Source organism: Pantoea sp. EKM10T, from assembly GCF_011800685.1.
In the GTDB taxonomy this organism is placed as follows: Bacteria; Pseudomonadota; Gammaproteobacteria; order Enterobacterales; family Enterobacteriaceae; genus Pantoea; species Pantoea agglomerans.
In genome coordinates, this window is sequence record NZ_JAALEU010000005.1 from 278,070 (window position 1) to 299,601 (window position 21,532).

At 56.2% G+C, this 21,532-nt stretch carries 22 protein-coding genes; 10 read left to right on the forward strand and 12 right to left on the reverse strand.

Annotated features, from left to right (window positions below; translation table 11 throughout):
• Positions 1-66: 66 nt before the first annotated feature.
• The 3 genes from flhB to HFD95_RS12025 are packed head-to-tail and all read left to right on the forward strand — an operon-like array spanning position 67 to position 3,696.
• A complete protein-coding gene (gene flhB / locus HFD95_RS12015) occupies positions 67-1,218 on the forward strand; it encodes a flagellar biosynthesis protein FlhB (protein WP_010258565.1) in 1,152 nt (383 codons plus the stop codon).
• The gene (gene flhA / locus HFD95_RS12020) at positions 1,211-3,304 is read left to right on the forward strand and encodes a flagellar biosynthesis protein FlhA (RefSeq protein ID WP_010258569.1); all 2,094 of its coding nucleotides are present in this window, start codon (positions 1,211-1,213) and stop codon (positions 3,302-3,304) included. Before flhB ends, flhA begins: the two co-directional genes overlap by 8 nt.
• On the forward strand, positions 3,304-3,696 hold the full coding sequence (locus tag HFD95_RS12025; RefSeq protein WP_167430286.1) for a flagellar protein FlhE: 393 nt from the start codon (positions 3,304-3,306) through the stop codon (positions 3,694-3,696). The genes flhA and HFD95_RS12025 overlap by 1 nt, the downstream gene beginning before the upstream one ends.
• Positions 3,697-3,858: 162 nt before the next feature.
• Here the strand turns inward: HFD95_RS12025 and HFD95_RS12030 are convergent, their stop codons facing one another.
• The 6 genes from HFD95_RS12030 to HFD95_RS22230 form a co-directional block, all read right to left on the reverse strand.
• Positions 3,859-4,191: a HigA family addiction module antitoxin gene (locus HFD95_RS12030; protein ID WP_010258577.1), complete on the reverse strand. Its 333-nt coding sequence runs from the start codon at positions 4,189-4,191 to the stop codon at positions 3,859-3,861.
• 80 nt (positions 4,192-4,271) lie between these two features.
• The gene (locus tag HFD95_RS12035) at positions 4,272-4,589 is read right to left on the reverse strand and encodes a type II toxin-antitoxin system RelE/ParE family toxin (protein ID WP_061901364.1); all 318 of its coding nucleotides are present in this window, start codon (positions 4,587-4,589) and stop codon (positions 4,272-4,274) included.
• A gap of 74 nt (positions 4,590-4,663) precedes the next feature.
• A complete protein-coding gene (locus HFD95_RS12040; protein WP_167430287.1) occupies positions 4,664-5,662 on the reverse strand; it encodes an aldo/keto reductase in 999 nt (332 codons plus the stop codon).
• Between the two features lie 209 nt (positions 5,663-5,871).
• On the reverse strand, positions 5,872-6,807 hold the full coding sequence (locus tag HFD95_RS12045) for a LysR family transcriptional regulator (protein ID WP_167430288.1): 936 nt from the start codon (positions 6,805-6,807) through the stop codon (positions 5,872-5,874).
• Between the two features lie 87 nt (positions 6,808-6,894).
• A complete protein-coding gene (argS, locus tag HFD95_RS12050) occupies positions 6,895-8,625 on the reverse strand; it encodes an arginine--tRNA ligase (protein ID WP_167430289.1) in 1,731 nt (576 codons plus the stop codon).
• Positions 8,626-8,834: 209 nt separating this feature from the next.
• Positions 8,835-8,957 (reverse strand): hypothetical protein, encoded by a 123-nt coding sequence (locus tag HFD95_RS22230; RefSeq protein ID WP_009089698.1) that lies wholly within the window; start codon positions 8,955-8,957, stop codon positions 8,835-8,837.
• Positions 8,958-9,241: 284 nt separating this feature from the next.
• Between HFD95_RS22230 and HFD95_RS12055 the strand changes: the two genes are divergently transcribed.
• A complete protein-coding gene (locus tag HFD95_RS12055; protein ID WP_050499102.1) occupies positions 9,242-9,832 on the forward strand; it encodes a VOC family protein in 591 nt (196 codons plus the stop codon).
• Here HFD95_RS12055 and HFD95_RS12060 read toward each other — a convergent pair.
• The gene (locus tag HFD95_RS12060; protein WP_167430290.1) at positions 9,829-10,974 is read right to left on the reverse strand and encodes a MalY/PatB family protein; all 1,146 of its coding nucleotides are present in this window, start codon (positions 10,972-10,974) and stop codon (positions 9,829-9,831) included. The two genes, HFD95_RS12055 and HFD95_RS12060, sit on opposite strands and share 4 nt — an antisense overlap.
• A gap of 85 nt (positions 10,975-11,059) precedes the next feature.
• Here HFD95_RS12060 and cutC point away from each other — a divergent pair, with 85 nt between their 5' ends.
• Both cutC and HFD95_RS12070 read left to right on the forward strand, forming a co-directional pair.
• Positions 11,060-11,812, forward strand: a complete 753-nt coding sequence (gene cutC, locus HFD95_RS12065) for a copper homeostasis protein CutC (protein WP_167430291.1) — start codon at positions 11,060-11,062, stop codon at positions 11,810-11,812.
• Positions 11,813-12,234: 422 nt separating this feature from the next.
• On the forward strand, positions 12,235-13,083 hold the full coding sequence (locus HFD95_RS12070; protein WP_010258604.1) for a hypothetical protein: 849 nt from the start codon (positions 12,235-12,237) through the stop codon (positions 13,081-13,083).
• Positions 13,084-13,113: 30 nt separating this feature from the next.
• Here the strand turns inward: HFD95_RS12070 and HFD95_RS12075 are convergent, their stop codons facing one another.
• Positions 13,114-14,211 carry a glycerol dehydrogenase gene (locus tag HFD95_RS12075; protein ID WP_033772007.1) on the reverse strand — a complete coding sequence of 366 codons (1,098 nt, stop codon included), beginning with the start codon at positions 14,209-14,211 and terminating at the stop codon, positions 13,114-13,116.
• A 154-nt stretch (positions 14,212-14,365) separates the two neighbouring features.
• On the opposite strand from HFD95_RS12075, the gene HFD95_RS12080 reads away from it, so the two are divergent.
• Positions 14,366-14,986, forward strand: coding sequence for a LysE family translocator (locus HFD95_RS12080; protein ID WP_033757930.1), 621 nt, complete (start codon positions 14,366-14,368; stop codon positions 14,984-14,986).
• 4 nt (positions 14,987-14,990) lie between these two features.
• On the opposite strand, the gene cmoB is transcribed toward HFD95_RS12080, so the two are convergent.
• The 4 genes from cmoB to HFD95_RS12100 form a co-directional block, all read right to left on the reverse strand.
• The gene (gene cmoB, locus HFD95_RS12085) at positions 14,991-15,959 is read right to left on the reverse strand and encodes a tRNA 5-methoxyuridine(34)/uridine 5-oxyacetic acid(34) synthase CmoB (RefSeq protein ID WP_010258611.1); all 969 of its coding nucleotides are present in this window, start codon (positions 15,957-15,959) and stop codon (positions 14,991-14,993) included.
• Positions 15,956-16,684: a carboxy-S-adenosyl-L-methionine synthase CmoA gene (gene cmoA, locus HFD95_RS12090; protein WP_010258614.1), complete on the reverse strand. Its 729-nt coding sequence runs from the start codon at positions 16,682-16,684 to the stop codon at positions 15,956-15,958. Before cmoA ends, cmoB begins: the two co-directional genes overlap by 4 nt.
• Positions 16,685-16,765: 81 nt before the next feature.
• Positions 16,766-17,161, reverse strand: a complete 396-nt coding sequence (locus HFD95_RS12095; RefSeq protein WP_010258617.1) for an MAPEG family protein — start codon at positions 17,159-17,161, stop codon at positions 16,766-16,768.
• 69 nt (positions 17,162-17,230) lie between these two features.
• A complete protein-coding gene (locus tag HFD95_RS12100) occupies positions 17,231-18,052 on the reverse strand; it encodes a DUF72 domain-containing protein (protein WP_010258621.1) in 822 nt (273 codons plus the stop codon).
• 211 nt (positions 18,053-18,263) lie between these two features.
• Between HFD95_RS12100 and aspS the strand changes: the two genes are divergently transcribed.
• The 3 genes from aspS (at position 18,264) to HFD95_RS12115 (ending at position 21,501) form a co-directional block, all read left to right on the forward strand.
• Entirely contained in the window at positions 18,264-20,042 is a 1,779-nt protein-coding gene (gene aspS, locus HFD95_RS12105; protein ID WP_167430292.1) for an aspartate--tRNA ligase, read from the forward strand.
• Positions 20,042-20,473, forward strand: coding sequence for a dihydroneopterin triphosphate diphosphatase (gene nudB / locus HFD95_RS12110; RefSeq protein WP_033769243.1), 432 nt, complete (start codon positions 20,042-20,044; stop codon positions 20,471-20,473). The genes aspS and nudB overlap by 1 nt, the downstream gene beginning before the upstream one ends.
• 284 nt (positions 20,474-20,757) lie before the next feature.
• Positions 20,758-21,501 (forward strand): YebC/PmpR family DNA-binding transcriptional regulator, encoded by a 744-nt coding sequence (locus HFD95_RS12115; RefSeq protein WP_010258633.1) that lies wholly within the window; start codon positions 20,758-20,760, stop codon positions 21,499-21,501.
• The last annotated feature ends 31 nt before the right edge of the window (positions 21,502-21,532 follow it).

Here is a 21,532-nt window from a genome sequence, read left to right on the forward strand (position 1 = left end):
TCTCCGCTTTAACTTAAGCCAGATTTGGCATCCTATGCTCAGAATTCCTGCCAACCGAGGTTTGTCGTGGCTGAAGATAGCGACGAAGACAAAACAGAATCGCCCACGGCCCACCGACTTGAGAAAGCGCGTGAAGAGGGCCAGATTCCGCGTTCGCGCGAACTCACATCCGTACTGATGCTGCTGGCCGGCATCATGATCCTGTGGATGGGCGGCAACATGATGGCGCACCGGCTGGCGGCGATGGTCGCCACCGGACTCCGTTTTGATCACGGCATGGTCAGAGATGACAAAATTATCGTCAGCCACATCGGCAGCCTGATCACGCAGGCACTGATGGCGCTGCTGCCATTGATGGGCGGTCTGGTGCTGGTGGCAATCGCCGCGCCCATGCTGCTGGGCGGTATCGTTTTCAGCGGTAAATCGATCAAGTTCGACCTGAAGAAGATGAGCCCGATGGCTGGGTTCAAGCGAATGTTTGCGGCGCAGGCGTGGACCGAACTGTTTAAAGGCATCCTCAAGACTATTCTGGTTGGCTCGGTGGGCTGGTGGTACATCTGGAGCCACTGGCCCGAGATGCTGCGGCTGATCAGCGAAGCGCCCGTCACCGCGCTGATTCACGGCATGGAGATGATCGCAGTCTGCTGTTCGCTGGTGATGCTGGGGCTGATCCCGATGGTCGGGTATGACGTCTTCTGGCAGCTGCACAGCCACTTTAAAAAGCTGAAGATGTCGATGCAGGAGATCCGCGACGAGCATAAGCAGCAGGAAGGTGACCCGCACGTTAAAGGGCGCATCCGCCAGCAGATGCGCGCCGCAGCGCGACGCCGAATGATGGCGGATGTGCCGAAAGCCGATGTCATCGTCACCAACCCGACGCACTACTCGGTGGCACTGCAGTACAACGAGAAGAAGATGAGTGCGCCGAAAGTGGTGGCGAAAGGCGCAGGTGAGATCGCCCTGAGAATTCGTGAACTGGCTGCCGAACACCGCATCCCGGTTCTGGAAGCACCGCCGCTGGCGCGTGCGTTATACCGACATACTGAAATTGGTCAGCACATTCCCGGCGCGCTCTATGCCGCCGTGGCCGAGGTGCTGGCGTGGGTCTGGCAGTCGCGTCGCTGGAAGCGCGAAGGCGGCCTGATCCCAACCAAACCAAAAAACCTGCCGGTTCCGGCAGAGATGGACTTTGCAGGAGAGAGCAAAAACGATGGCTAATAACCTGGCCGCAAAACTACGTTTACCGGGCAACTTTAAAGATATGCAGTGGCAGGTGCTGGCCGGGCCGGTACTGATCCTGATGATCCTGTCGATGATGGTTCTGCCATTACCGCCGTTCATCCTCGATCTGCTGTTCACCTTTAACATTGCGCTGTCGATCATGATCCTGCTGGTGGCGATGTTCACCCAGCGGACCCTGGAGTTTGCGGCGTTCCCGACCATTCTGCTGTTCTCTACCTTGCTGCGTCTGGCGCTGAACGTGGCTTCAACCCGTATCATCCTGATGGAAGGGCATACGGGTGCCGCCGCGGCAGGACAGGTGGTTGAAGCATTCGGTCACTTCCTGGTGGGCGGTAACTTCGCCATCGGTATCGTGGTGTTTATCATCCTCGTCATCATCAACTTTATGGTTATCACCAAAGGTGCCGGCCGTATCGCCGAAGTGGGCGCGCGCTTTGTGCTGGACGGGATGCCCGGTAAGCAGATGGCGATCGATGCCGACCTCAACGCCGGTCTGATCGGTGAAGATGACGCCAAACGCCGCCGTGCCGAAGTAACCCAGGAAGCGGACTTCTACGGTTCGATGGACGGTGCCAGTAAGTTCGTTCGTGGTGATGCCGTCGCCGGTATTATGATCATGGTGATCAACGTCATCGGCGGCCTGCTGGTGGGCGTGGTGCAGCACGGTATGGATGTGGGTCATGCCGCAGAGACCTATACGCTGCTGACCATCGGTGATGGTCTGGTCGCGCAGATCCCGGCGCTGGTTATCTCTACCGCAGCCGGTGTTATCGTGACGCGCGTTGCCACCGATCAGGATGTCGGCGAACAGATGGTCACCCAGCTGTTCAAAGATCCGCGCGTGCTGATGCTGAGCGCCGGCGTGATTGGTCTGCTCGGTCTGGTGCCGGGCATGCCGAACTTCGTCTTCCTGCTGTTCACCGCCGCCTTACTGGGTCTGGCCTGGTGGCTGCGCGGCCGCGAAATGCAGCCGAAGAAGAAAGTGGAAGTCACGGGCGGCATCGCCAAAACGGCGGATACGCCAGCCGCCACCGAAGCGTCGTGGACCGATGTGCAGCTGGAAGATACGCTGGGCATGGAAGTGGGCTATCGCCTGATTCCGATGGTCGATCATCAGCAAAACGGTGAGCTGCTGGGACGTATCCGCAGTATCCGTAAGAAAGTCGCTCAGGATGTCGGTTTCCTGCCGCCGGTGGTGCATATCCGCGACAACATGGAGCTGCCACCGGCACGCTATCGCATCCTGATGAAAGGGGTGGAGATTGGCAGCGGTGATGCCTATCCTGGCCGCTGGATGGCGATTAACCCGGGCACGGCTGCCGGAAGTCTGCCTGGCGAAGCGACCGTTGATCCCGCCTTTGGACTGGCGGCGGTCTGGATTGATAGCGCGCTGAAAGAGCAGGCACAGATTCAGGGCTTTACCGTAGTTGAAGCCAGTACCGTGGTGGCAACCCACCTCAACCATCTGATTGGCCAGTTCGCCAGCGAGCTGTTTGGCCGTCAGGAAGCACAGCAGCTGCTGGATCGTGTGACTCAGGAGATGCCGAAGCTGACCGAAGATCTGGTGCCGGGTGTGATCTCGCTGACCACCCTGCACAAGGTGCTGCAGAACCTGCTGGTGGAGCGGGTGTCGATTCGCGATATGCGCACCATTATCGAAACGCTGGCGGAACACGCGCCGGTGCAGAGCGATCCGCAGGAGCTGACCAGCGTGGTGCGTGTGGCGCTGGGCCGTGCGATTACTCAGCAGTGGTTCCCGGGTAATGACGAAGTGCAGGTTATCGGGCTCGATTCCACGCTGGAGCGCCTGCTGTTACAGGCGTTGCAGGGCGGTGGCGGACTGGAGCCGGGTCTGGCCGATCGGCTGTTAAGTCAGGCACAGGCGGCATTACAGCGTCAGGAGATGCTGGGCGCGCCGCCGGTGCTGCTGGTCAATCATCCGCTGCGTGCGCTGCTGGCGCGTTTCCTGCGCCGCAATCTGCCACAGCTGGTGGTGCTCTCTAATCTGGAGCTGAGCGACAACCGTCAGATCCGTATGACTGCCACCATCGGAGGTAAATAATGCGCTGGCTGGTGATGGCATTCGTGATGCTGCCACTGATGGCGCAGGCGGCCGGTGGTGCCTGGAGTGCCACGGCCAATGGGCCGCTGCTGGCGAACCGCGGCAGCTGGCAACGGGCGCAGCCGCTGACGCCGCCCGCTGACATTAGCGGGGAGGTCAGCGTCGTTAACTGGCGTTATCAGCTGAGCAGACCGGCCCCGTCCGGCCTGCAGGTGCGGCTGTGCGGCGAACAGCGCTGCACTTCCCTGGAGGGGGCCAGCGGCACCACGCGCGGGCTGGCACATCTGAGCGCCGGTGAGACCCTGCACATGGTGTTTGGTTTTGCCGGAAGCGGGGCGCTACCACCCGGATTAAGGGTGGTGAGCAGTGAAGTGATGGTCAATTACGAGTAAGGATATCGTTGCTGAATTGACTGAAGGCGAGCCGGAGATCGCCTCCTGGCTCCCTTGTTACGTGATGATCCTGGCTGTAAACCGATGCTAACCCTGACCCAGCGGCTGACAGATAATTGACCCGTTTCAAATCCCGTCATGACCAGTGCGTTATAAAGCTTTTCACGCCAGCTGATTCTCTTTCTGCACCAGAAAATCCTTCAACGGTGTTACGCGACTGATCTCCTCCTGTGCCCTGGCATCATGCATCACTTCCCAGATATCGACACTGTTTTGCAGATTAAGCCAGAACTCAACGCTGGTTTCGAAGGCTGCAGCCAGCCTGAAAGCCATATCCGGCGTCAGCTTCCGGTTATTGTTGACCAGGGCGCTGACCGTGTTGCGGTGCACTTTGAGCATCTCCGCTAAGTCGAGAATCTTCAGGCCGGTTGGCTCCAGATATTCGTAAAGTAATACGTCACCGACAGTGGTCGGTTTGCGGGTCGCCTGGTTCATAGTCTTGCTCTCTTTATTACTGACAGAGGTTGATGTGTTACATGCTGTCTTACAGCGCCTGATGCAGCCAGGCTCAGTTTTCATCGCTTGTGCGTTTTATAACTATGAGCATCCAGATAAAGGTCAACGGCCTTACCTTCTATCCATTTAAAGATCAGCCGATATTGCTCATTGACCCTGATTGAAGCATATCCCTTGAGAGGCGGGTTTAGTTCCTCATGACGATTGCCTGGCGGCGACTTTAAATCCTTATAGCTAATCGCCGCATTGATGATGTCGAGCTTTCGCGCCAGCGCTGATGAGAGGCTTGACGGTATTCTTTTGGAAAATTTGCCATATAAAAAATAATCCTTAAGCCAGTCATCCCTGAAACTTTCAATATTCCTTAACGTCGCCACCTCATTACCTCCCTGTATCACACTGAAAACAATTTAACGCACCGATGCACAGTGCACAAGTGCGTAGTTTGTATTCAGGCGTTCACCCCCTTCATTCCCTCCTCAGAGTAGCGACCGCCTTTAACTTCAATCTGCTGATGCACAGCGTTCAGCAACCCGATATCTTCCTCTTCCAGCTCGATATCTGCGGCCTGCGCGTTTTCAGTAAGGTAAGCGATCTGTTTGGTGCCCGGTATCGGCACAATTTTGTCATACTGGGCCAGTAGCCAGGCCAGCGCAATCTGCCCGGTGGTGGCGTGATATTTCTCAGCCAGTGGCGTCACCGCGTTAAGAAGCTGGAGATTGTGATCGATATTTTCCTGCCGGAAACGGTCATTATTTTTGCGGAAATCACCCTCGGCAAAATCGCTGTTTTTACGGTATTTACCCGTCAGAAATCCTCTGCCCAGCGGCGAATAGGGCACCAGTCCGATACCGAGTTTTTTCACCATAGGGAGAATCTCTTCTTCGATGTCACGCGTCCAGAGTGAATACTCCGTCTGCAGCGCGGCCAGCGGATGGATCGCCTGCGCCCGATTCAGTGTTGAAGCCGATGCTTCACACAGCCCAATCCGGGCAATCTTTCCCTCCTGCACCAGACAGCTGAGACACTGCATGCTCTCCTCAATCGGTGTCGCCGGACTGATCCGGTGCAGATAAAAGAGATCGATGCGCTCAACACCCAGCCGTTTCAGTGATTCATGGCAGCAGCGGGTAATGTAGTCCGGCTGATTGTTGATGGTGCGGGCATAGGCCGCATCAGCAGGACGTTCAATGCCACATTTGGTGGCCACGGTGAACTTCAGCCGTTCGGCCCGATTGAGCCCGGCAAGAAACTGACCTATCAACTGCTCGTTGTGACCGCGCCCGTAAAGATCGGCGGTATCGATAAAGGTGATATCCAGATCGCGCAGCTTATTGAGCAGTTGCAGGGAATGACGGTCATCGGTCTGACCATAAAATTCGCTGAGCCCCATCGCGCCATAGCCGATTGCGCTGACGTCCAGACCCTGAGTTAACGTTCGCTTTTTCATTGTCGCTCCTCGTATGTGAGACGCGATTGTTTCACTCCGCGTGAAAGCAATGAATTGCTCTTTCCGTCATGCAAAAAAGGTATCAGGCGAATGAAAGGGCTTCAGACATCCATCCGGCGTGTCGACACAGTAAGCTCTCAGCAACAGGTTGAGCGGGGATTAAGAAGGAAGAAGAGGGGGATGCTTCGCTGCGTTTCAGCGATGCAGCATCATGCGGACTTTATCGCATCCCCGGGATGAGAGAGTTCTCTCAGCGCATTAAGAACCGCCTCATTTTTTTCATCGGCGCGAATCGCCGCGTAAACATCAATCGCCAGCTGCTGTGCCGCATCTTCTGTCAGCGGGCGGTAACAGAGACCTGCCTGATTAAAGGTGCATTTTGACTGCGGCATCAGGGCGAATCCTTTTCCTCTGGCGATGTGTGACAGCATCAGCAGGGAATCGTCCGGCTCTCTCTCCCGTTTCAGCGAGACGCTGAGCGTGGCGAAGTAGCGCTCGCATTTATCGTAAAACAGCGGATTGGCGCTGCGGGCAAACCAGAACAGCGGCAGATCGGCCAGCGCTTCCAGCGAGACCCGTTCCGCCACACTGGCAGGATGCGCCGACGGTATGGCAATCAGCAGCGGCTCACGGTAAACCCAGGCGTACTGAATGGTGTCTTCCGTATCCGACCCCTTTTCTCCGGTGAGTATTAAATCCAGACTGTTTTTGGCCAGGCTTTGCAAAAGCTGAGGGGAGGTCAGGCGGGGCATCTCCATCTCTTCGCTGGCATGAAAAGCGGCGAGCTGCCGGTTAAGTGGCGCAATCAGTTCAAAGTTCAGCGTGCGGGTCAGCCCGATGCGTAGCCGTGCCGCGGCGGGCTGCGCATCCTGCTTCAGGGCATTCAGCGCAGTCAGGATCGCTTCCGCCTTCGCGACCAGCGCACGGCCAGAATCGGTGAGCGTTACCTCATGGGTCGTGCGGCTGAACAGCGAGTGGCCCAGCAGATCTTCCAGACTCTGAATCTGACGAGTAAGCGGAGGTTGCGTCATGCTGAGACGCTCTGCGGCCCGGCGAAAATTCAGCTCGTGCGCAACAGCCAGAAAGCACTGTAACTGTTTTATGGTGGGAAGGTGGCTGCTGATGAGGTGCGCGGCTACAGACATAACACCATCCTGCTGCGAAGATTTGGGGAATCAAAGCGGATATACGAATTCAGCAACGGAGAGGGAACCCCCTCTCCGTTTCAGAGATTACATGCGCTCGACGGTGTCGATGCCCAGCGTATCCAGACCCTGCTTCAGCGTCTTCGCGGTCAGCGCGGCCAGCTGCAGTCGGCTCAGACGGGTTGTGTCTGATTCTGCGGTGAGAATCGGGCAGTGCTCGTAGAATCCGGAGAACAGACCGGCCAGATCGTAGAGATAGGCACACATCACGTGTGGCGTGCCGTCACGAGCGACCTGCGTAATAACCTCTTCGAACTGCAGCAGACGGGTGGCCAGCTGCGCTTCACGCTCTTCGCTGATCACAATCTCCGCATCCAGCGAATCGGCATCAATGCCCGCCTTGCGGAACACGGAGAGTACGCGGGTATAGGCATACTGCATGTAAGGCGCGGTGTTGCCTTCGAACGCCAGCATGTTGTCCCAGTCGAAAATGTAATCGGTGGTACGGCTTTTTGACAGATCGGCGTATTTCACCGCGCTGATGCCAACCACTTCCGCCAGCGTTTTCACTTCTGCTTCGCTCATCTCCGGGTTCTTCTCACGCACCAGCGTGTAGGCACGCTGATAGGCTTCATCCAGCAGATCGGAGAGCTTGATGGTGCCACCGCTGCGGGTTTTGAACGGACGGCCATCTTTGCCCAGCATCATGCCGAATGCATGGTGCTCCAGCGGCACTGATTCCGGCACATAACCCGCTTTGCGGACGATAGTCCAGGCCTGAACCAGATGCTGATGCTGACGTGAGTCGATGTAATAGAGCACACGATCGGCTTTCAGCGTTTCGTAACGATATTTCGCACAGGCGATATCGGTGGTGGTGTAGAGGTAGCCGCCATCCTTTTTCTGGATGATGACGCCCATCGGTTCACCCTCTTTGTTCTGGAATTCATCCAGGAACACCACGGTCGCACCTTCACTCTCTACCGCTAAGCCTTTCTGTTTCAGATCGGAGACGATGCCAGGCAGCATATCGTTATAGAGACTTTCACCCATAACATCATTGCGCGTCAGCGTGACGTTCATGCGGTCATAGATTTTCTGGTTCTGACTCATGGTGATGTCGACCAGCTTCTTCCACATCTGGCGGCAATAGTCATCGCCGCCCTGTAATTTCACCACATAACTGCGTGCGCGCTCGGCAAACTCAGGATCTTCATCATAAGTGCGCTTGGCTTCACGGTAGAAGCCTTCGAGATCGGCCAGCGCCATCTCTGCATGATCTTCATTCTGCTGCTTTTCCAGGAACGCGATCAGCATACCGAACTGTGTTCCCCAGTCGCCAACGTGGTTCGCACGGATCACTTTATGGCCGAGAAACTCCAGCGTACGCACCGCCGCATCACCAATGATGGTGGAGCGGACGTGGCCCACATGCATCTCTTTCGCAACGTTAGGCGCAGAGTAGTCGACGACGATAGTCTGGGGCTCGGCCAGTTGCACGCCAAGGCGCGGCAGACGCAGCGCTTCCCGGGCATGACTGGCCAGCCAGTTGTGGTCAAGGAAGATATTGATGAAGCCCGGCCCGGCAATTTCGACTTTGCTGGCGATGCCGGTCAGGTCGAGGTGCTGAATCACCGTTTCCGCTAATTGTCGCGGTGCCTGTCCCAGCTTTTTCGCCACGGCCATAATGCCGTTGGCCTGATAGTCTCCAAACTGAACCCGGGCGGATTGACGAACCTGGGGTTCGCAATCGGCGGATGCGCCGGCTAAAACCATTGCCTGACTGACTTTTGCGGAAAGAAGTGCCTGAATATTCACCGAGTTACCTTCATGTGCTGAGCAACGCCCGGACCAGAAAGCCGGGCTGTCATCATCTTGCCTGAGCGCATCGCGTCACGAAGAGGCAGAAACGGATGGGGCAGACAAAACGGAAAAAAATGAGGGGAAAAGTATACGTGAAATGTCAGTGGGCGTCAGCAGTTGGATGAAGCGGGGAAACAGAGCTTAATAGATGTTTCCCTGAAGCATTAACGACGTCGCAGATGACGGCGTGGGTTCTTTACGCTTTTATCTTCACGCACCTTCCAATGGCGGGAGATTGCAAATCCCATCAGTGCGATCAGGACAGCGACAACGATGAGCATAGACATAGAGCCATTCCTTTTGGTTGTGTTAGGTCAAATTTATAGGAAGGCGGGGTGGGCTGCAATTGTTTGCCAGGTAAATGAGAGTTATCTTATTGTATTAAAGAAGTTGATATAAATCATATATTTAACATGCTTTCATCAAGAAACTCATGGTCCTAAACAGGAGATAAATCCGAAATGAAAGATGTTATTATGAGGATTAGCGTTAAATTTCGGGCCAAATAAGATGAATCTTATCATTATGTGATGCTGAGCACGCGGCGCGCCAAAAGGCAGGCGGGTTATAAATGCTAAACAAATTGAGAGGAAGTGGGGTAGTGAAGAGATCTTTTCCGGCAGAATTGGATGATTTAAAGACAGATTTAGGACGTTTTGAAGAATCGTTGCAAAGTTTTGCGCAGCGGCTCGGTTTGCACCTTACCGATCTGGAGGTGGACCATATCGCCGTGCGTTGCCATCAGGACACAACGGCGATGCGCTGGCAGCAAGGTTTGCAGCAGATTGGCACGCAGTTTTCGGCGGCGATGATCAATGGCAGGAAGATTTGCCTGTTTAAACTCCATGACCCGCTGATTGTCGCAGGCAGGCAGATTGATGTGGTTGAACTGCCATGGCCGGGTGAAAAGCGTTATCGCCATGAAGGCTGGGAGCATATTGAGGTGGTGTTACGCGGCGATCATCAGACGCTGGGCGTGCGCGCGATGGCCTTGCTGTCAGATGAGGCGCTGACGCAGCCGGGTATCTCATTTAAAACCAGTTCACCACAGGGCGAGAATGAGCGCCTGCCCAATCCGACCCTGGCGGTAACGGATGGGCAGACGACAATCAAGTTTCATCCGTGGCGACTGGAGGAGATTGTCGCCAGCGAGCAGAACTAAAGGCGGGCGGCTAACGCACGCTTCAGGCGCGCAACGGCTTCGTCGAGCAGCGCGCGGGTACAGCCGAAATTGAGCCGGACAAACTGGTCATTGCCAAACTCACGTCCGGCGGTTAAGCCCAGCCCGTGCTTTTCAAAATAGAGCGCCGGGCTGGCCATACCCAGCGCGCTGGCGTCGATCCAGGCCAGGTAGGTCGCTTCCGGTGAGGCGAGTGACAGGCCGGTCATCTTATTGACCTGCGACACCAGCCAGTCACGGTTACTGCGCAGATAGGCATTCTGCGCATTCAGCCAGGGCTCACCCTCGCGCCATGCCGCTGCTGCTGCCGTGAGTGCCAGAATATCAACATCTGGCACAATGCCGCGTCGTACCCGGTTGAATTGCGCGCGCAGCCCGGCGTTGGGGATGATGGCGATGGAAGCCCCCAGACCAGCAATATTAAAGGACTTTGAGGGTGACATCAGCGTCACGCTACGCTGGGCTGCATCTTCGCTCAGTGAAGCAAAGGGTATGTGCTTAACGCCGGGTTCCAGCAGCAGATCGCTGTGGATCTCGTCGGAACAGACAATCAAATCGTGCTTCTGCGCAAATTCCAGCTGCGCCTGCAGTTCCTCGCGGCGATAGACGGTGCCGCCCGGATTCTGCGGGTTGCACAGCATTAACAGCCGCGCTTTATCGTCCAGCTGACCTTCCGGCGCATCCAGATCCAGCAGCCAGCGTCCCTCTTGCAGCGTCAGTGGCAGCGTGATCTGACCGCGCTCTGCCAGTTTTGCTGCACCGCGAAACGGCGGATAGATGGGTGTTGGCGCAATCGTCAGCTCGTCAGGCGCGGTGAAAGCGCGCACTGCCAGATTCAGACCGCTTACGACACCCGGCAAAACCACAATCCATTCCGGATTAACGTGCCACTGATAGCGTGAGACGAGCCAGGCTATCGCGCTATCGATAAATTCCACTGGCGTGTCGCCATAGCCAAAAATCCCATGTTCGGCACGGGTTTTAATCGCATTGATGACGCAGTCAGGCGATCGGAAATCGGTGTCTGCCACCCACAACGGCAGAATGTCCTGGTCCGCATATTTGTTCCATTTAAGGCTATCGCTGTGACGACGGTCTATCCGTTGGTCGAAATTGAATGCCATAGTTAACTTTCCCGGTAAACTCATTCCAGCAGCCAGACTAACTGATGAATCTGCCTTGAACCAGAGTCATGTAAAGGAGAAGAGAATGACCACACTGGAAATTTGCTGCTATGGCGTGGATTGCGCTGTGACCGCACAACAGGCGGGCGCCGATCGGGTTGAACTCTGTGCCGCACCGCGTGAAGGCGGCCTGACCCCATCAGCGGGGATGCTGAATGCCGCCCGGCAAGAAGTTTCGATTCCGGTTCATCCTATTGTCCGGCCACGTGGTGGCGATTTTTGTTATACCGCACGCGAATTTGAAGCGATGAAATCGGATGTGGCGTTAATCCGTGAACTCGGTTTTCCTGGCCTGGTGATTGGGATGCTGGATGAAGATGCTCACATTCATCATGGTCAGATGCGGCAGATTATGGCGCTGTGTGACGGCCTGGCCGTAACCTTTCATCGCGCCTTCGATCTCTGTCACAGCCCCAAGCGTGCGCTGGAAGAACTAACGGATTTGGGTGTGGCGCGTATTCTGACATCCGGTCAGCAGCAGAGCGCTGAAAACGGAATTGCATTACTCAGGGAACTAAATGAGGCCAGCATCGGTCCTATTATTATGGCGGGTGCCGGGGTACGTCTCAGCAACCTGCAAAAGTTTCTCGACATGGGGATTGATGAAGTTCACAGCTCGGCCAGCCGCCTTGTCGCGTCGCCGATGCGCTACCGCAAAGCGGGGGTCTCCATGTGTTCAGAAGCCGAGACTGACGAGTTCAGCCGCTACTGTGTAGACGGCGATGTGGTTGAGGCGATGAAAAGCGTGATGCAGATGAGCACCGTTCGGGTCGCCTGAACCACAACAGATTTTGCCGCGCAGCACGCCGATCATTGACGTGGTGTTTGCAAGTACCAAACCCCAGTATCCTTGCTGGGGTTCTTTTTGTGTAAAGCACACTCCTTACCAGCTAAATTGTTTTGCGCTTCTCTGGCAAGCTATTGATGTCAGAGAGATCTGAAATCTGGCTGCAGCGAAATTATCACTCTTTCGCCTGGCTCGATAAAAATGACCTGCCCCTTATTAATCATTACATGTCATCCAGGACTTTCAGGCCCGGCAGCAACGTAATCACCCGCTTTATTCGTTATGCTGAAACCGTGTCGCCTCCCCGGTCCTTAAAACCTTAAAAGGCGATGCAGGCTGAAATCTTCACAGATTGCCGCTGTTCATCACCGTAGCGTTTACACTGAAAGCAACGTCGCCTGGAAAAGTATCCTATGAAACCCAATCCGATTGCTGTCCTGACTCTGATCCTGACTGCTCTCTGCAGTGGCAGCGCTGCCGCCAGCGCATGCAGCCCGAACAACGCTGCTGTGGCTAACAGCAATAACCTGATTTTGTTGGGCGGGAATGCGAAAGGTGCGGTGAAGCAGGTGGTTGCGGGTGAGTTTGGTAAAGATGTGAATTCGCAAAAGCGCGTACTGGGGCAGTTCGACGCCTGTGGCGATCTGACGGTTGCCGACGTCAGCTATGACAAAAGTGAGCGCAACGTGATTCTCAGCATGGAGCAACACATTGCCCGGGTGCAGGGCGGCTGGGTGGCGGAATATGCGTATCTGGTAAAAGTGCTGAAAGAGGGCAAAGAGGTGGTGGTCGATAACCGACAGGGGACGATTAACTGGCAGAAAGGTCAGCATGGCAACATTACCAGCGCCTCCGACAGGTTTACCAGTATGGGTAAAAGCGGTTTTACCGACACGACTTATCGCTATGATCGGCAGTTCCGGCTGGAGAAGAGCGTGGCACGCGGCAGCGATCCCCTGACCAACGGTGAAAATCATTACCACTGGAATCCGCAGGGTCTGGTGACCCGAACCACATCTGCCCGCAGCACCGACAGTTATACCTACGATCCCCAATGGCGTGAAGTGCGGCTCAACGGCACGGCGACCACACCGCTGAGCACCATCCGGTCAGTAGATGAGTGTCAGTCCTGGGATCAGGTGGGTAACTGTACCCTGAGCTATCTGCACGAGACCGAAATCTTCACGCGCGGCACTATTGAGCGCCATCTCAGTTCCGCCTATAAATATGAGTACTGGGACCAGCCAGCGGCGGCGGAGTAAAAGGCGATCGGATGATCGCCTGTCGTGTGACTATTTAACCGTCTGACTAAAGGCATCCAGCGCCAGCAGCGCGTTTGCAATATCTTCCGGTGAAAGGTTTGGATTAAGGTTTTTCAGCGTGTCGCCCTCACTGTTCGCCAGTGCACCCACTTTGACCAGATTCTCCCAGCTCTCATTTTCCAGATGCAGCTCCCGGAGCGTGGTCGGCATGTTGATCGAGCGATAGAAGCGGATATAGCGCGCAATGTCCTCATCCGGACGCTTCTCAAGCACCATCTGCGTCAGTGTGCCGTAGGCGACTTTCTCGCCATGGGTCAGATGGTGGATATCACCATCAATCGCGGTGAACCCATTATGAATAGCGTGCGCAGCTGCCAGCCCTCCGTTTTCAAAGCCCAGCCCCGATAGCAGCGTATTCGCCTCAACCACCGCTTCCACGGCGGGCGTCACTCGTTTTTGGGTGACGGCAACATAGGCGCTGTAACCCCATGTAAGCAGCGTTTCTTCACAGGCACGGGCAATCGCCAGTCCGGCAATTGTCGGATCACCATTGACCATCGATTTTGAATGCGAACGCGCCACCGCCTGCGCTTCAACCCAGGTCGCCAGTCCATCGGCAATGCCGGAGGCAAAGAGTCGTGCTGGCGCACTGGCGCAGACTGCGGTGTCCACCAGCACCAAATCAGGATTTTTGCTGTAGAAGCGATAGCTCTCAAATACGCCGCTATCAGAATAGATGACCGACAGCGCGCTACAGGGGGCATCAGTGGAGGCGATAGTAGGCACGATGGCTACCGGCTGCTTCAGCTCATCCGCCACCGCCTTAACGGTGTCCAGCGTTTTGCCGCCGCCCAGTCCGACAACCACATTACAGCCCTGACTTTTTGCCAGCTGGCTCAGGCGGGTGATCTCATTGCTCGACGCCTCGCCGTTGAACGGGTGCCAGTTGAAGGTAACGCCCGCCTTTTGCAGCGCCTGTTGGGCGCGTTCGCCAATCAATTTCCAGACGACATCATCCGCGACCAGGAAAGCGTTATCACCCAGTTCGGCCACGTAGGGGCCCAGCTCGTCCAGCACGCCCGCGCCCTGCACATATTTACGGGGTGAAGAGAAGATAAATTTACTCATAATCACAGCTCCTTAATATGAAGTTAAACCGCCCTTAGCCTGGCACACGCTGACGAACAGGGAGAGTGACAAGGGTGAGATAATTCGACGGGCCTGTTACGCTGGCAGGACACCCATACGCTGCTGACCGGCTGTTACCTCCAGGGAGAACGCCATGACCACCACGCTGTTTTCATTTCTGTTTGCCATCACCATACTGACGCTGACGCCGGGCTTTGATACCGCGCTGGTGCTGCGCTCTGCAGTCGCTCAGGGCGCAAAGCGCGCCAGCGTGACGGCACTGGGTATCACGCTCGGCTGTCTGGTCTGGGGTGTTGCGGTGGGATTCGGATTAGGCGCGCTGCTGCTGGCCTCCGAAATGGCCTATAACCTGCTTAAGTGGCTGGGTGCCGCCTGGTTACTTTATCTGGGGCTGAAATTGTTGCTGAAACCCCGCCAGGCAGCAATCGACTCGCAACAACCGGCGCTGCAGCAGGGCTATCTTGCCTGCTTCAGCCGCGGGCTGCTGGGCAATCTGCTAAACCCCAAAGTGGGGATCTTCTATGTGAGTTTTTTGCCACAGTTTATCCCGGCGGGGGCGTCGGTGGCGCTCTGGTGTAGTCTGATGGCGCTGGCACACATGCTACTGGGGCTGATCTGGAATGCGGTACTGATTGGCGGCAGCCACTATTTCGCCGGTCATTTGCGAAAACCGCGGGTGCTGAAGGTGATGGATCGCCTGACCGGCTGCGTGTTTATAGGATTTGCGGCGAAACTGGCGTTGTCTCGCCGCTAGGGCATTACGGTTTGGTGGCGACCAGCACGGCGCGCAGAGGCGCCGGATAGCCCTCGACCGTTTTGCTGGGGTCATCGGGATCGAGGAATTCAGCCAGAGACTCGCTGGTCATCCAGTCAGTACGGCGTTGCTCTTCAGTGGTAGTGAGGGCGAAATCAACAATCCGGACATCGACAAAGCCGCTTTTTTCCAGCCAGCTTTTCAGCGCTTCAGCTGAGGGAATGAAGAAGACATTGCGCATCTGCGCATATCGCTCACCGGGCACCAGCACCTGATTCACATCGCCCTCAATCACCAGCGTCTCCAGCACCAGTTCACCACCGCTGACCAGCTGATTCTTAAGCTGTAACAGGTGATCGAGCGGCGAACGGCGGTGATAGAGCACGCCCATCGAGAACACGGTATCGAACGCCTGCAACACCGGTAACTGCTCAATGCCCAGCGGCAGCATATGCGCCCGGCGATCGTCGTTCAGCAGCTTGCGCACCGCTTCGAACTGCACCAGGAACAGCTGCATTGGATCGATGCCGACCACCAGATGGGCACCCGCGCCAATCATCCGCCACATGTGATAGCCACTGCCGCAGCCCACATCGAGCACTGTGCGGCCGGCCAGTGGAGAGATGTGCGGTAGTACGCGCTCCCACTTCCAGTCCGAACGCCATTCGGTGTTGATGTGGGTGCCATAAAGGAAATAGGGCCCCTTGCGCCACGGCATCAGGTTGCGCAGTAATTTCTCAATACCCTGACGATGGCGATCGCTGATGTCATCGCGGTCGGCAGTAACGCTGTGCAGCAGGTCAAGCTTTTGAGGTTCCAGCAGCGGCAGATACTCCAGCGACTTGTACCAGTCGCGGAAGTGCCCATGCAGGTTTTCACGCTGCCACTCGCTGATTTGCGCCGGTAACACTTCCAGCCACTTCGCCAGCGGTCCCACCGCAATTTGCTGATAAAAACGGCCAAAGTCGATCATTTCAACGCCACCAGAGATCCAAAATTAAAGCACTGGAACCAGAGTTCGGCGTGCGAGAAGCCGGCCTGTTTCAGACGGGCTTTATGAGCTTCAACGCTGTCAGTCAGCATCACATTTTCCAGCATGCTGCGTTTCTGGCTGATTTCCAGTTCGCTGTAGCCGTTGGCGCGCTTGAAGTCGTGATGCATGTTAAACAGCAGCTCACCGACTTCGGCATCTTCAAAACTGAATTTTTCTGACAGCACCAGCGCGCCGCCCGGTTTCAGTCCCTGCCAGATCTTTTCCAGCAGCGCCAGACGCGCAGGTGGTTCCAGAAACTGCAGCGTAAAGTTGAGTACCACCAGAGAGGCGTTCTCAATCTCAATGTCGCGGATATCCGCTTCCAGCACCGTTACCGGTGTGTCCGCGCGAAACGCATCAAGATGGCGACGACAGCGCTCCACCATCGCCGGGGAGTTATCCACTGCGATGATCTGGCAACCCGGCACCTGAATATTGCGGCGCACCGACAGGGTGGCCGCGCCCAGCGAGCAGCCCAGGTCATAAACCTTGCTGTCCGGGGTAACAAAACGTTCTGCCAGCATGCCAATCATCGAAATGATGTTGGAGTAGCCCGGCACCGAGCGCTGAATCATGTCAGGAAAGACTTCAGCTACACGCTCGTCAAAAGTCCAGTCGCCCAGTTTTGCAATGGGCGCTGAGAAGAGTTGATCGCGGTCAGACATATCGAAAATCCGAAGAGACGACGGAAAGGGCGCTATTCTCGCAGAAAGTGGGGCGGGCTGCACCCCTTAACCCAGGCCAGCTTAATGCAGCGTCAGCACCAGTTCCCACGGCATATAGATCAGGTTAAAAATCACCATGCCGCACAGGGAAAACAGCGTCAGCAGCATGCCATATTTGCGTCCTGCCATTGCGCTGCTGCGCAAACCCCAGGCGTGCAGCAGGCGACTGATAAAGAACAGCAGACCCGTGAGATGCACCATCCAGATATCGGCACCGTTCATCTCCATCATTACCAGCAGAAACAGCGCCAGCGGAATGGTTTCGATGGCGTTGCCGTGAATGCGAATCGCCATTTTCAGGTCGTGGTAGCCGCCATCACCATACGCCACGCGATAGAAACGGCGATAGCGGACCACGTCCAGCGTGAATTTCATCACCAGTAATGCACCCATCACCACATATAACGCGCTAACCATTGCCACCCCTGCGACTGTCCATAATGCTTCTATTCTAACGGGCGTGCAGCCCGCTGTCCTGGGCAGGAATCAAAACAGTGACGTCTGCTGCGGCCAGTCCGGTCCGCTACCTATGCCGGGATCGATCTGTTGCAGCTGCGGCCAGAGTGCCTGCACCAGCGGAAAGACCTGGCCCATATCGGGCGTGTGCAGAAACAGCATGGCGTCGCCCTGTAGCTGCCATTCTGTCAGCTTGTCACGCCAGATCTGAAACAGCGGCACGCTCTCTTCCACGTTATCGCTGCCGATAAACCGCACCATCGGCTGTGAGCCGGTTCGCAGCGCATGAGGCGGCACCCGGGGTTTTTGCGCGCGGGCCACCAGCGCGGCCGGACTTTGCGAGGTAGAGGCGTGAACCGGACGGCTGTCGAGCATCACGCGATTGATGCCGCGCGCCAGCAGGCCGCGATTCAGCGCCCGTTCGGCATCCCCTTTAGCGAAGAAAGCGGGATGGCGGACTTCGACGCCGTAGTGAAAACGGCGCGGCAGACTGTCGAGAAAGCGCCACAGGTCGTCGAGCTGCGTCGGAGAGAAGCTGGCAGGCAGTTGCAGCCAGTACTGACCGATGCGATCGGCCAGCGGCTCCATCAGGCGCAGGAAATCGGTCAGCAGGTCGTCGCTGTGCTGCAGCGCCGCCTGATGGCTGATGGTATTGGGAAACTTAAAGCAGAAGCGAAACGCATCGTGCGTCATATCGCGCCAGCGCATCACCGTTTCCGGATTCGGCAGCGCATAGAGCGTGGTATTTCCCTCTACACAATGGAAATAGCGGGCATAGTCCGCCAGGCTTTCGATGCCCCAGCGTTTCCAGTGTGAATGCTGCCACTGGGGCAGGCCAATACGAAGTGTCACGCGCGCTCCTGGCTGCAGATTAAGATACCCCATTATCCGCTATGGTCAGGCTGGGGGGCAAATGCACACAGGAAATCGGCGCTTTGGCGCGGATCTGCTTATCCTGTCTGGCTTTTTCCATTATAATGACCGCCATTTTTGCGACAGCATCGCAACAGGTAACGCGGCCGGATGCTGTCAGATGCAGCGGCGAAGTTAAAAGGATAGTGTTATGCGTACAGAATATTGCGGACAGCTCAATCTGTCTCATGTGGGTCAGCAAGTCACGCTTTGCGGCTGGGTAAACCGCCGTCGCGATCTGGGCAGTTTGATTTTTATCGATATGCGCGACCGTGAAGGCATCGTGCAGGTGTTTTTTGATCCCGATCGCCAGGACGCATTTAAGCTGGCTTCTGAACTGCGTAACGAATTCTGTATCCAGATCACCGGTACCGTGCGTGCGCGTGATGAGAAGAACAAAAACAGCGACATGGCGACCGGTGAAGTGGAAGTGTTTGCCCAGGCACTGACTATTATTAACCGCTCTGAGCCACTGCCGCTGGACTCGAATCAGACCAACAGCGAAGAAGCGCGCCTGAAGTACCGCTATCTGGATCTGCGCCGCCCTGAGATGGTGACGCGTCTGAAAACCCGCGCAAAAATCACCAGCTTCGTTCGTCGCTTTATGGATGACGCAGGTTTCCTGGATATCGAAACCCCGATGCTGACCAAAGCGACGCCGGAAGGCGCGCGTGACTATCTGGTGCCAAGCCGGGTACATAAAGGCAAATTCTATGCGCTGCCGCAGTCACCTCAGCTGTTCAAACAGCTGCTGATGATGTCCGGTTTTGACCGCTACTATCAGATCGTTAAATGCTTCCGCGACGAAGATTTACGCGCCGATCGTCAGCCAGAATTTACCCAGATCGACGTGGAAACCTCCTTTATGACCGCGCCACAGGTGCGTGAAATCATGGAGCGTTTAATCCGCAATCTGTGGCAGGACGTGCAGGGCGTTGATCTCGGCGAGTTCCCGCAGATGACCTTTGCCGAAGCGATGCATCGCTACGGTTCAGATAAACCGGATCTGCGTAACCCGATGGAGCTGGTGGACGTCGGCGACCTGCTGAAAAACGTGGAGTTCCAGGTCTTCTCTGGCCCGGCTAACGATGAAAAGGGCCGTGTTGCCGCGCTGCGCGTGCCGACCGGCGCACAGCTGAGCCGTAAGCAGATTGATGAATATGGCAAGTTCGTGGAGATTTACGGCGTCAAAGGTCTGGCGTGGATGAAGGTTAACGTCCGTGCTGACGGCCTGGAAGGCGTGCAGAGCCCGGTTGCCAAATTCCTGAATGCAGAGATCGTAGAAGGCATTCTGAGCCGCACCGGCGCTCAGGATGGCGACATTATCTTCTTTGGTGCCGATCGCGCCAAAGTGGTCGCGGATGCACTGGGTGCGCTGCGTCTGAAAGTGGGCCGCGAGCTGAACATCACTGATGAGAAAGCCTGGGCACCGCTGTGGGTAATCGACTTCCCGATGTTCGAAGAGGACGAAGAGGGCGGTCTGGCTGCGATGCACCATCCTTTCACGGCGCCAAAAGAGATGAGCGCAGAAGAGCTGGCTGCCGATCCAACCCGTGCCGTGGCGAATGCCTACGACATGGTGATCAACGGTTATGAAGTGGGCGGCGGTTCAGTGCGTATCCACAACGGCAAAATGCAGCAGACGGTGTTCAGCATTCTGGGTATCGAAGAGCATGAGCAGCGTGAGAAGTTTGGCTTCCTGCTGGATGCGCTGAAGTTCGGTACGCCACCGCATGCGGGCCTGGCCTTTGGTCTGGATCGTCTGACCATGCTGCTGACCGGCACCGATAATATTCGTGACGTCATTGCGTTCCCGAAAACCACGGCGGCCGCCTGCATGATGACCGAAGCGCCAAGCGAAGCTAATCCGGCTTCCCTGCTGGAGCTCGGCATTCAGGTCGTTAAAAAAGAAAAGCCTGAGCATAAATAATGGGCTATAAACACCCGGTTTCAGTGCTGGTCGTCATTTCGGCGCGCGATACTGGCCGGGTGTTGATGCTGCAGCGGCGTGACGATCCCACGTTCTGGCAGTCGGTCACCGGCAGCCTGGAGGCGGGAGAGTCACCGCTGGCGACCGCGTGTCGTGAAGTGAATGAGGAAATCGGCATCGACGTGCTGGCCGAGCGGCTGGAGGTGGAGGATTGTCAGCGTCAGATCGACTTTGAAATCTTTCCCCATTTCCGCCATCGCTATGCCCCTGATGTCACCCATAATCACGAGCACTGGTTTCGCCTGCAACTGCCGACGGAGCGCGATGTGATGCTCACCGAGCATCTGGCGTTTCGCTGGATGGCACCCGCTGACGCTGCAGCATTAACCCGATCATGGAGTAACCGCCAGGCAATTGAAGAATTTATCTGAATGCTCGCCATCGCCCGGTATTCCGGCGGCGGATAGATTAAATTTTATGAATCTGGTGAGTTTTAACAGGACTTCACCAACATATTGAACAGTCAGGCGTAATCGGCACCGTGAGGTTGTTCACCGCCCGCGCGATATCGTCAGCGTACGGTTGTACGTGAGGATGCTTCGCGACGCTCGCCCTCGGGGCATTCAGGTTGTCAGTCACCTGTATGCGTACGGACGGTAAACAGGCTCGCAAGCAGGATAGCCTGCACCCTGTAAAAGATCGGAGAAAATTTAAAATGGCAGGACACAGTAAATGGGCAAACACCAAACACCGTAAGGCGGCGCAGGATGCCAAGCGCGGCAAAATCTTCACCAAAATCATTCGTGAGCTGGTGACGGCGGCCAAGCTGGGCGGCGGCGATCCGGGCTCAAACCCGCGTCTGCGTGCAGCAATGGATAAAGCGCTGGCGAACAATATGACGCGTGACACCATGGATCGCGCTATCGCGCGCGGTGTGGGCGGCGATGACAATGCCAACATGGAAACCATCATCTATGAAGGCTACGGTCCTGGCGGCTCGGCCATCATGATTGAATGCCTGAGTGACAACCGTAACCGTACCGTGGGCGAAGTGCGTCACGCCTTCACCAAAACCGGCGGGAATCTCGGCACCGACGGCTCCGTGGCTTACCTGTTCAACAAAAAAGGCGTGATCTCCTATGCGCCGGGTCAGGATGAAGATGCGGTGATGGAAGCGGCTCTGGAAGCGGGCGCAGAAGATGTGGTCAGCTATGACGACGGCGCGATTGATGTCTTCACCGCATGGGAAGAGATGGGCACGGTGCGTGATGCACTGGAAGCGCTCGGCCTGAAAGCGGACACTGCAGAAGTGGCAATGATCCCGACCACCAAAGCAGAGATGGATGCGGAAACCGCACCTAAACTGCTGCGTCTGATCGACATGCTGGAAGATTGCGACGATGTGCAGGAGGTCTATCACAACGGTGAAATCTCCGACGAGGTAGCGGAAACGCTGTAATGGCGTCTACCGTAATCACTTTAACCAAAGA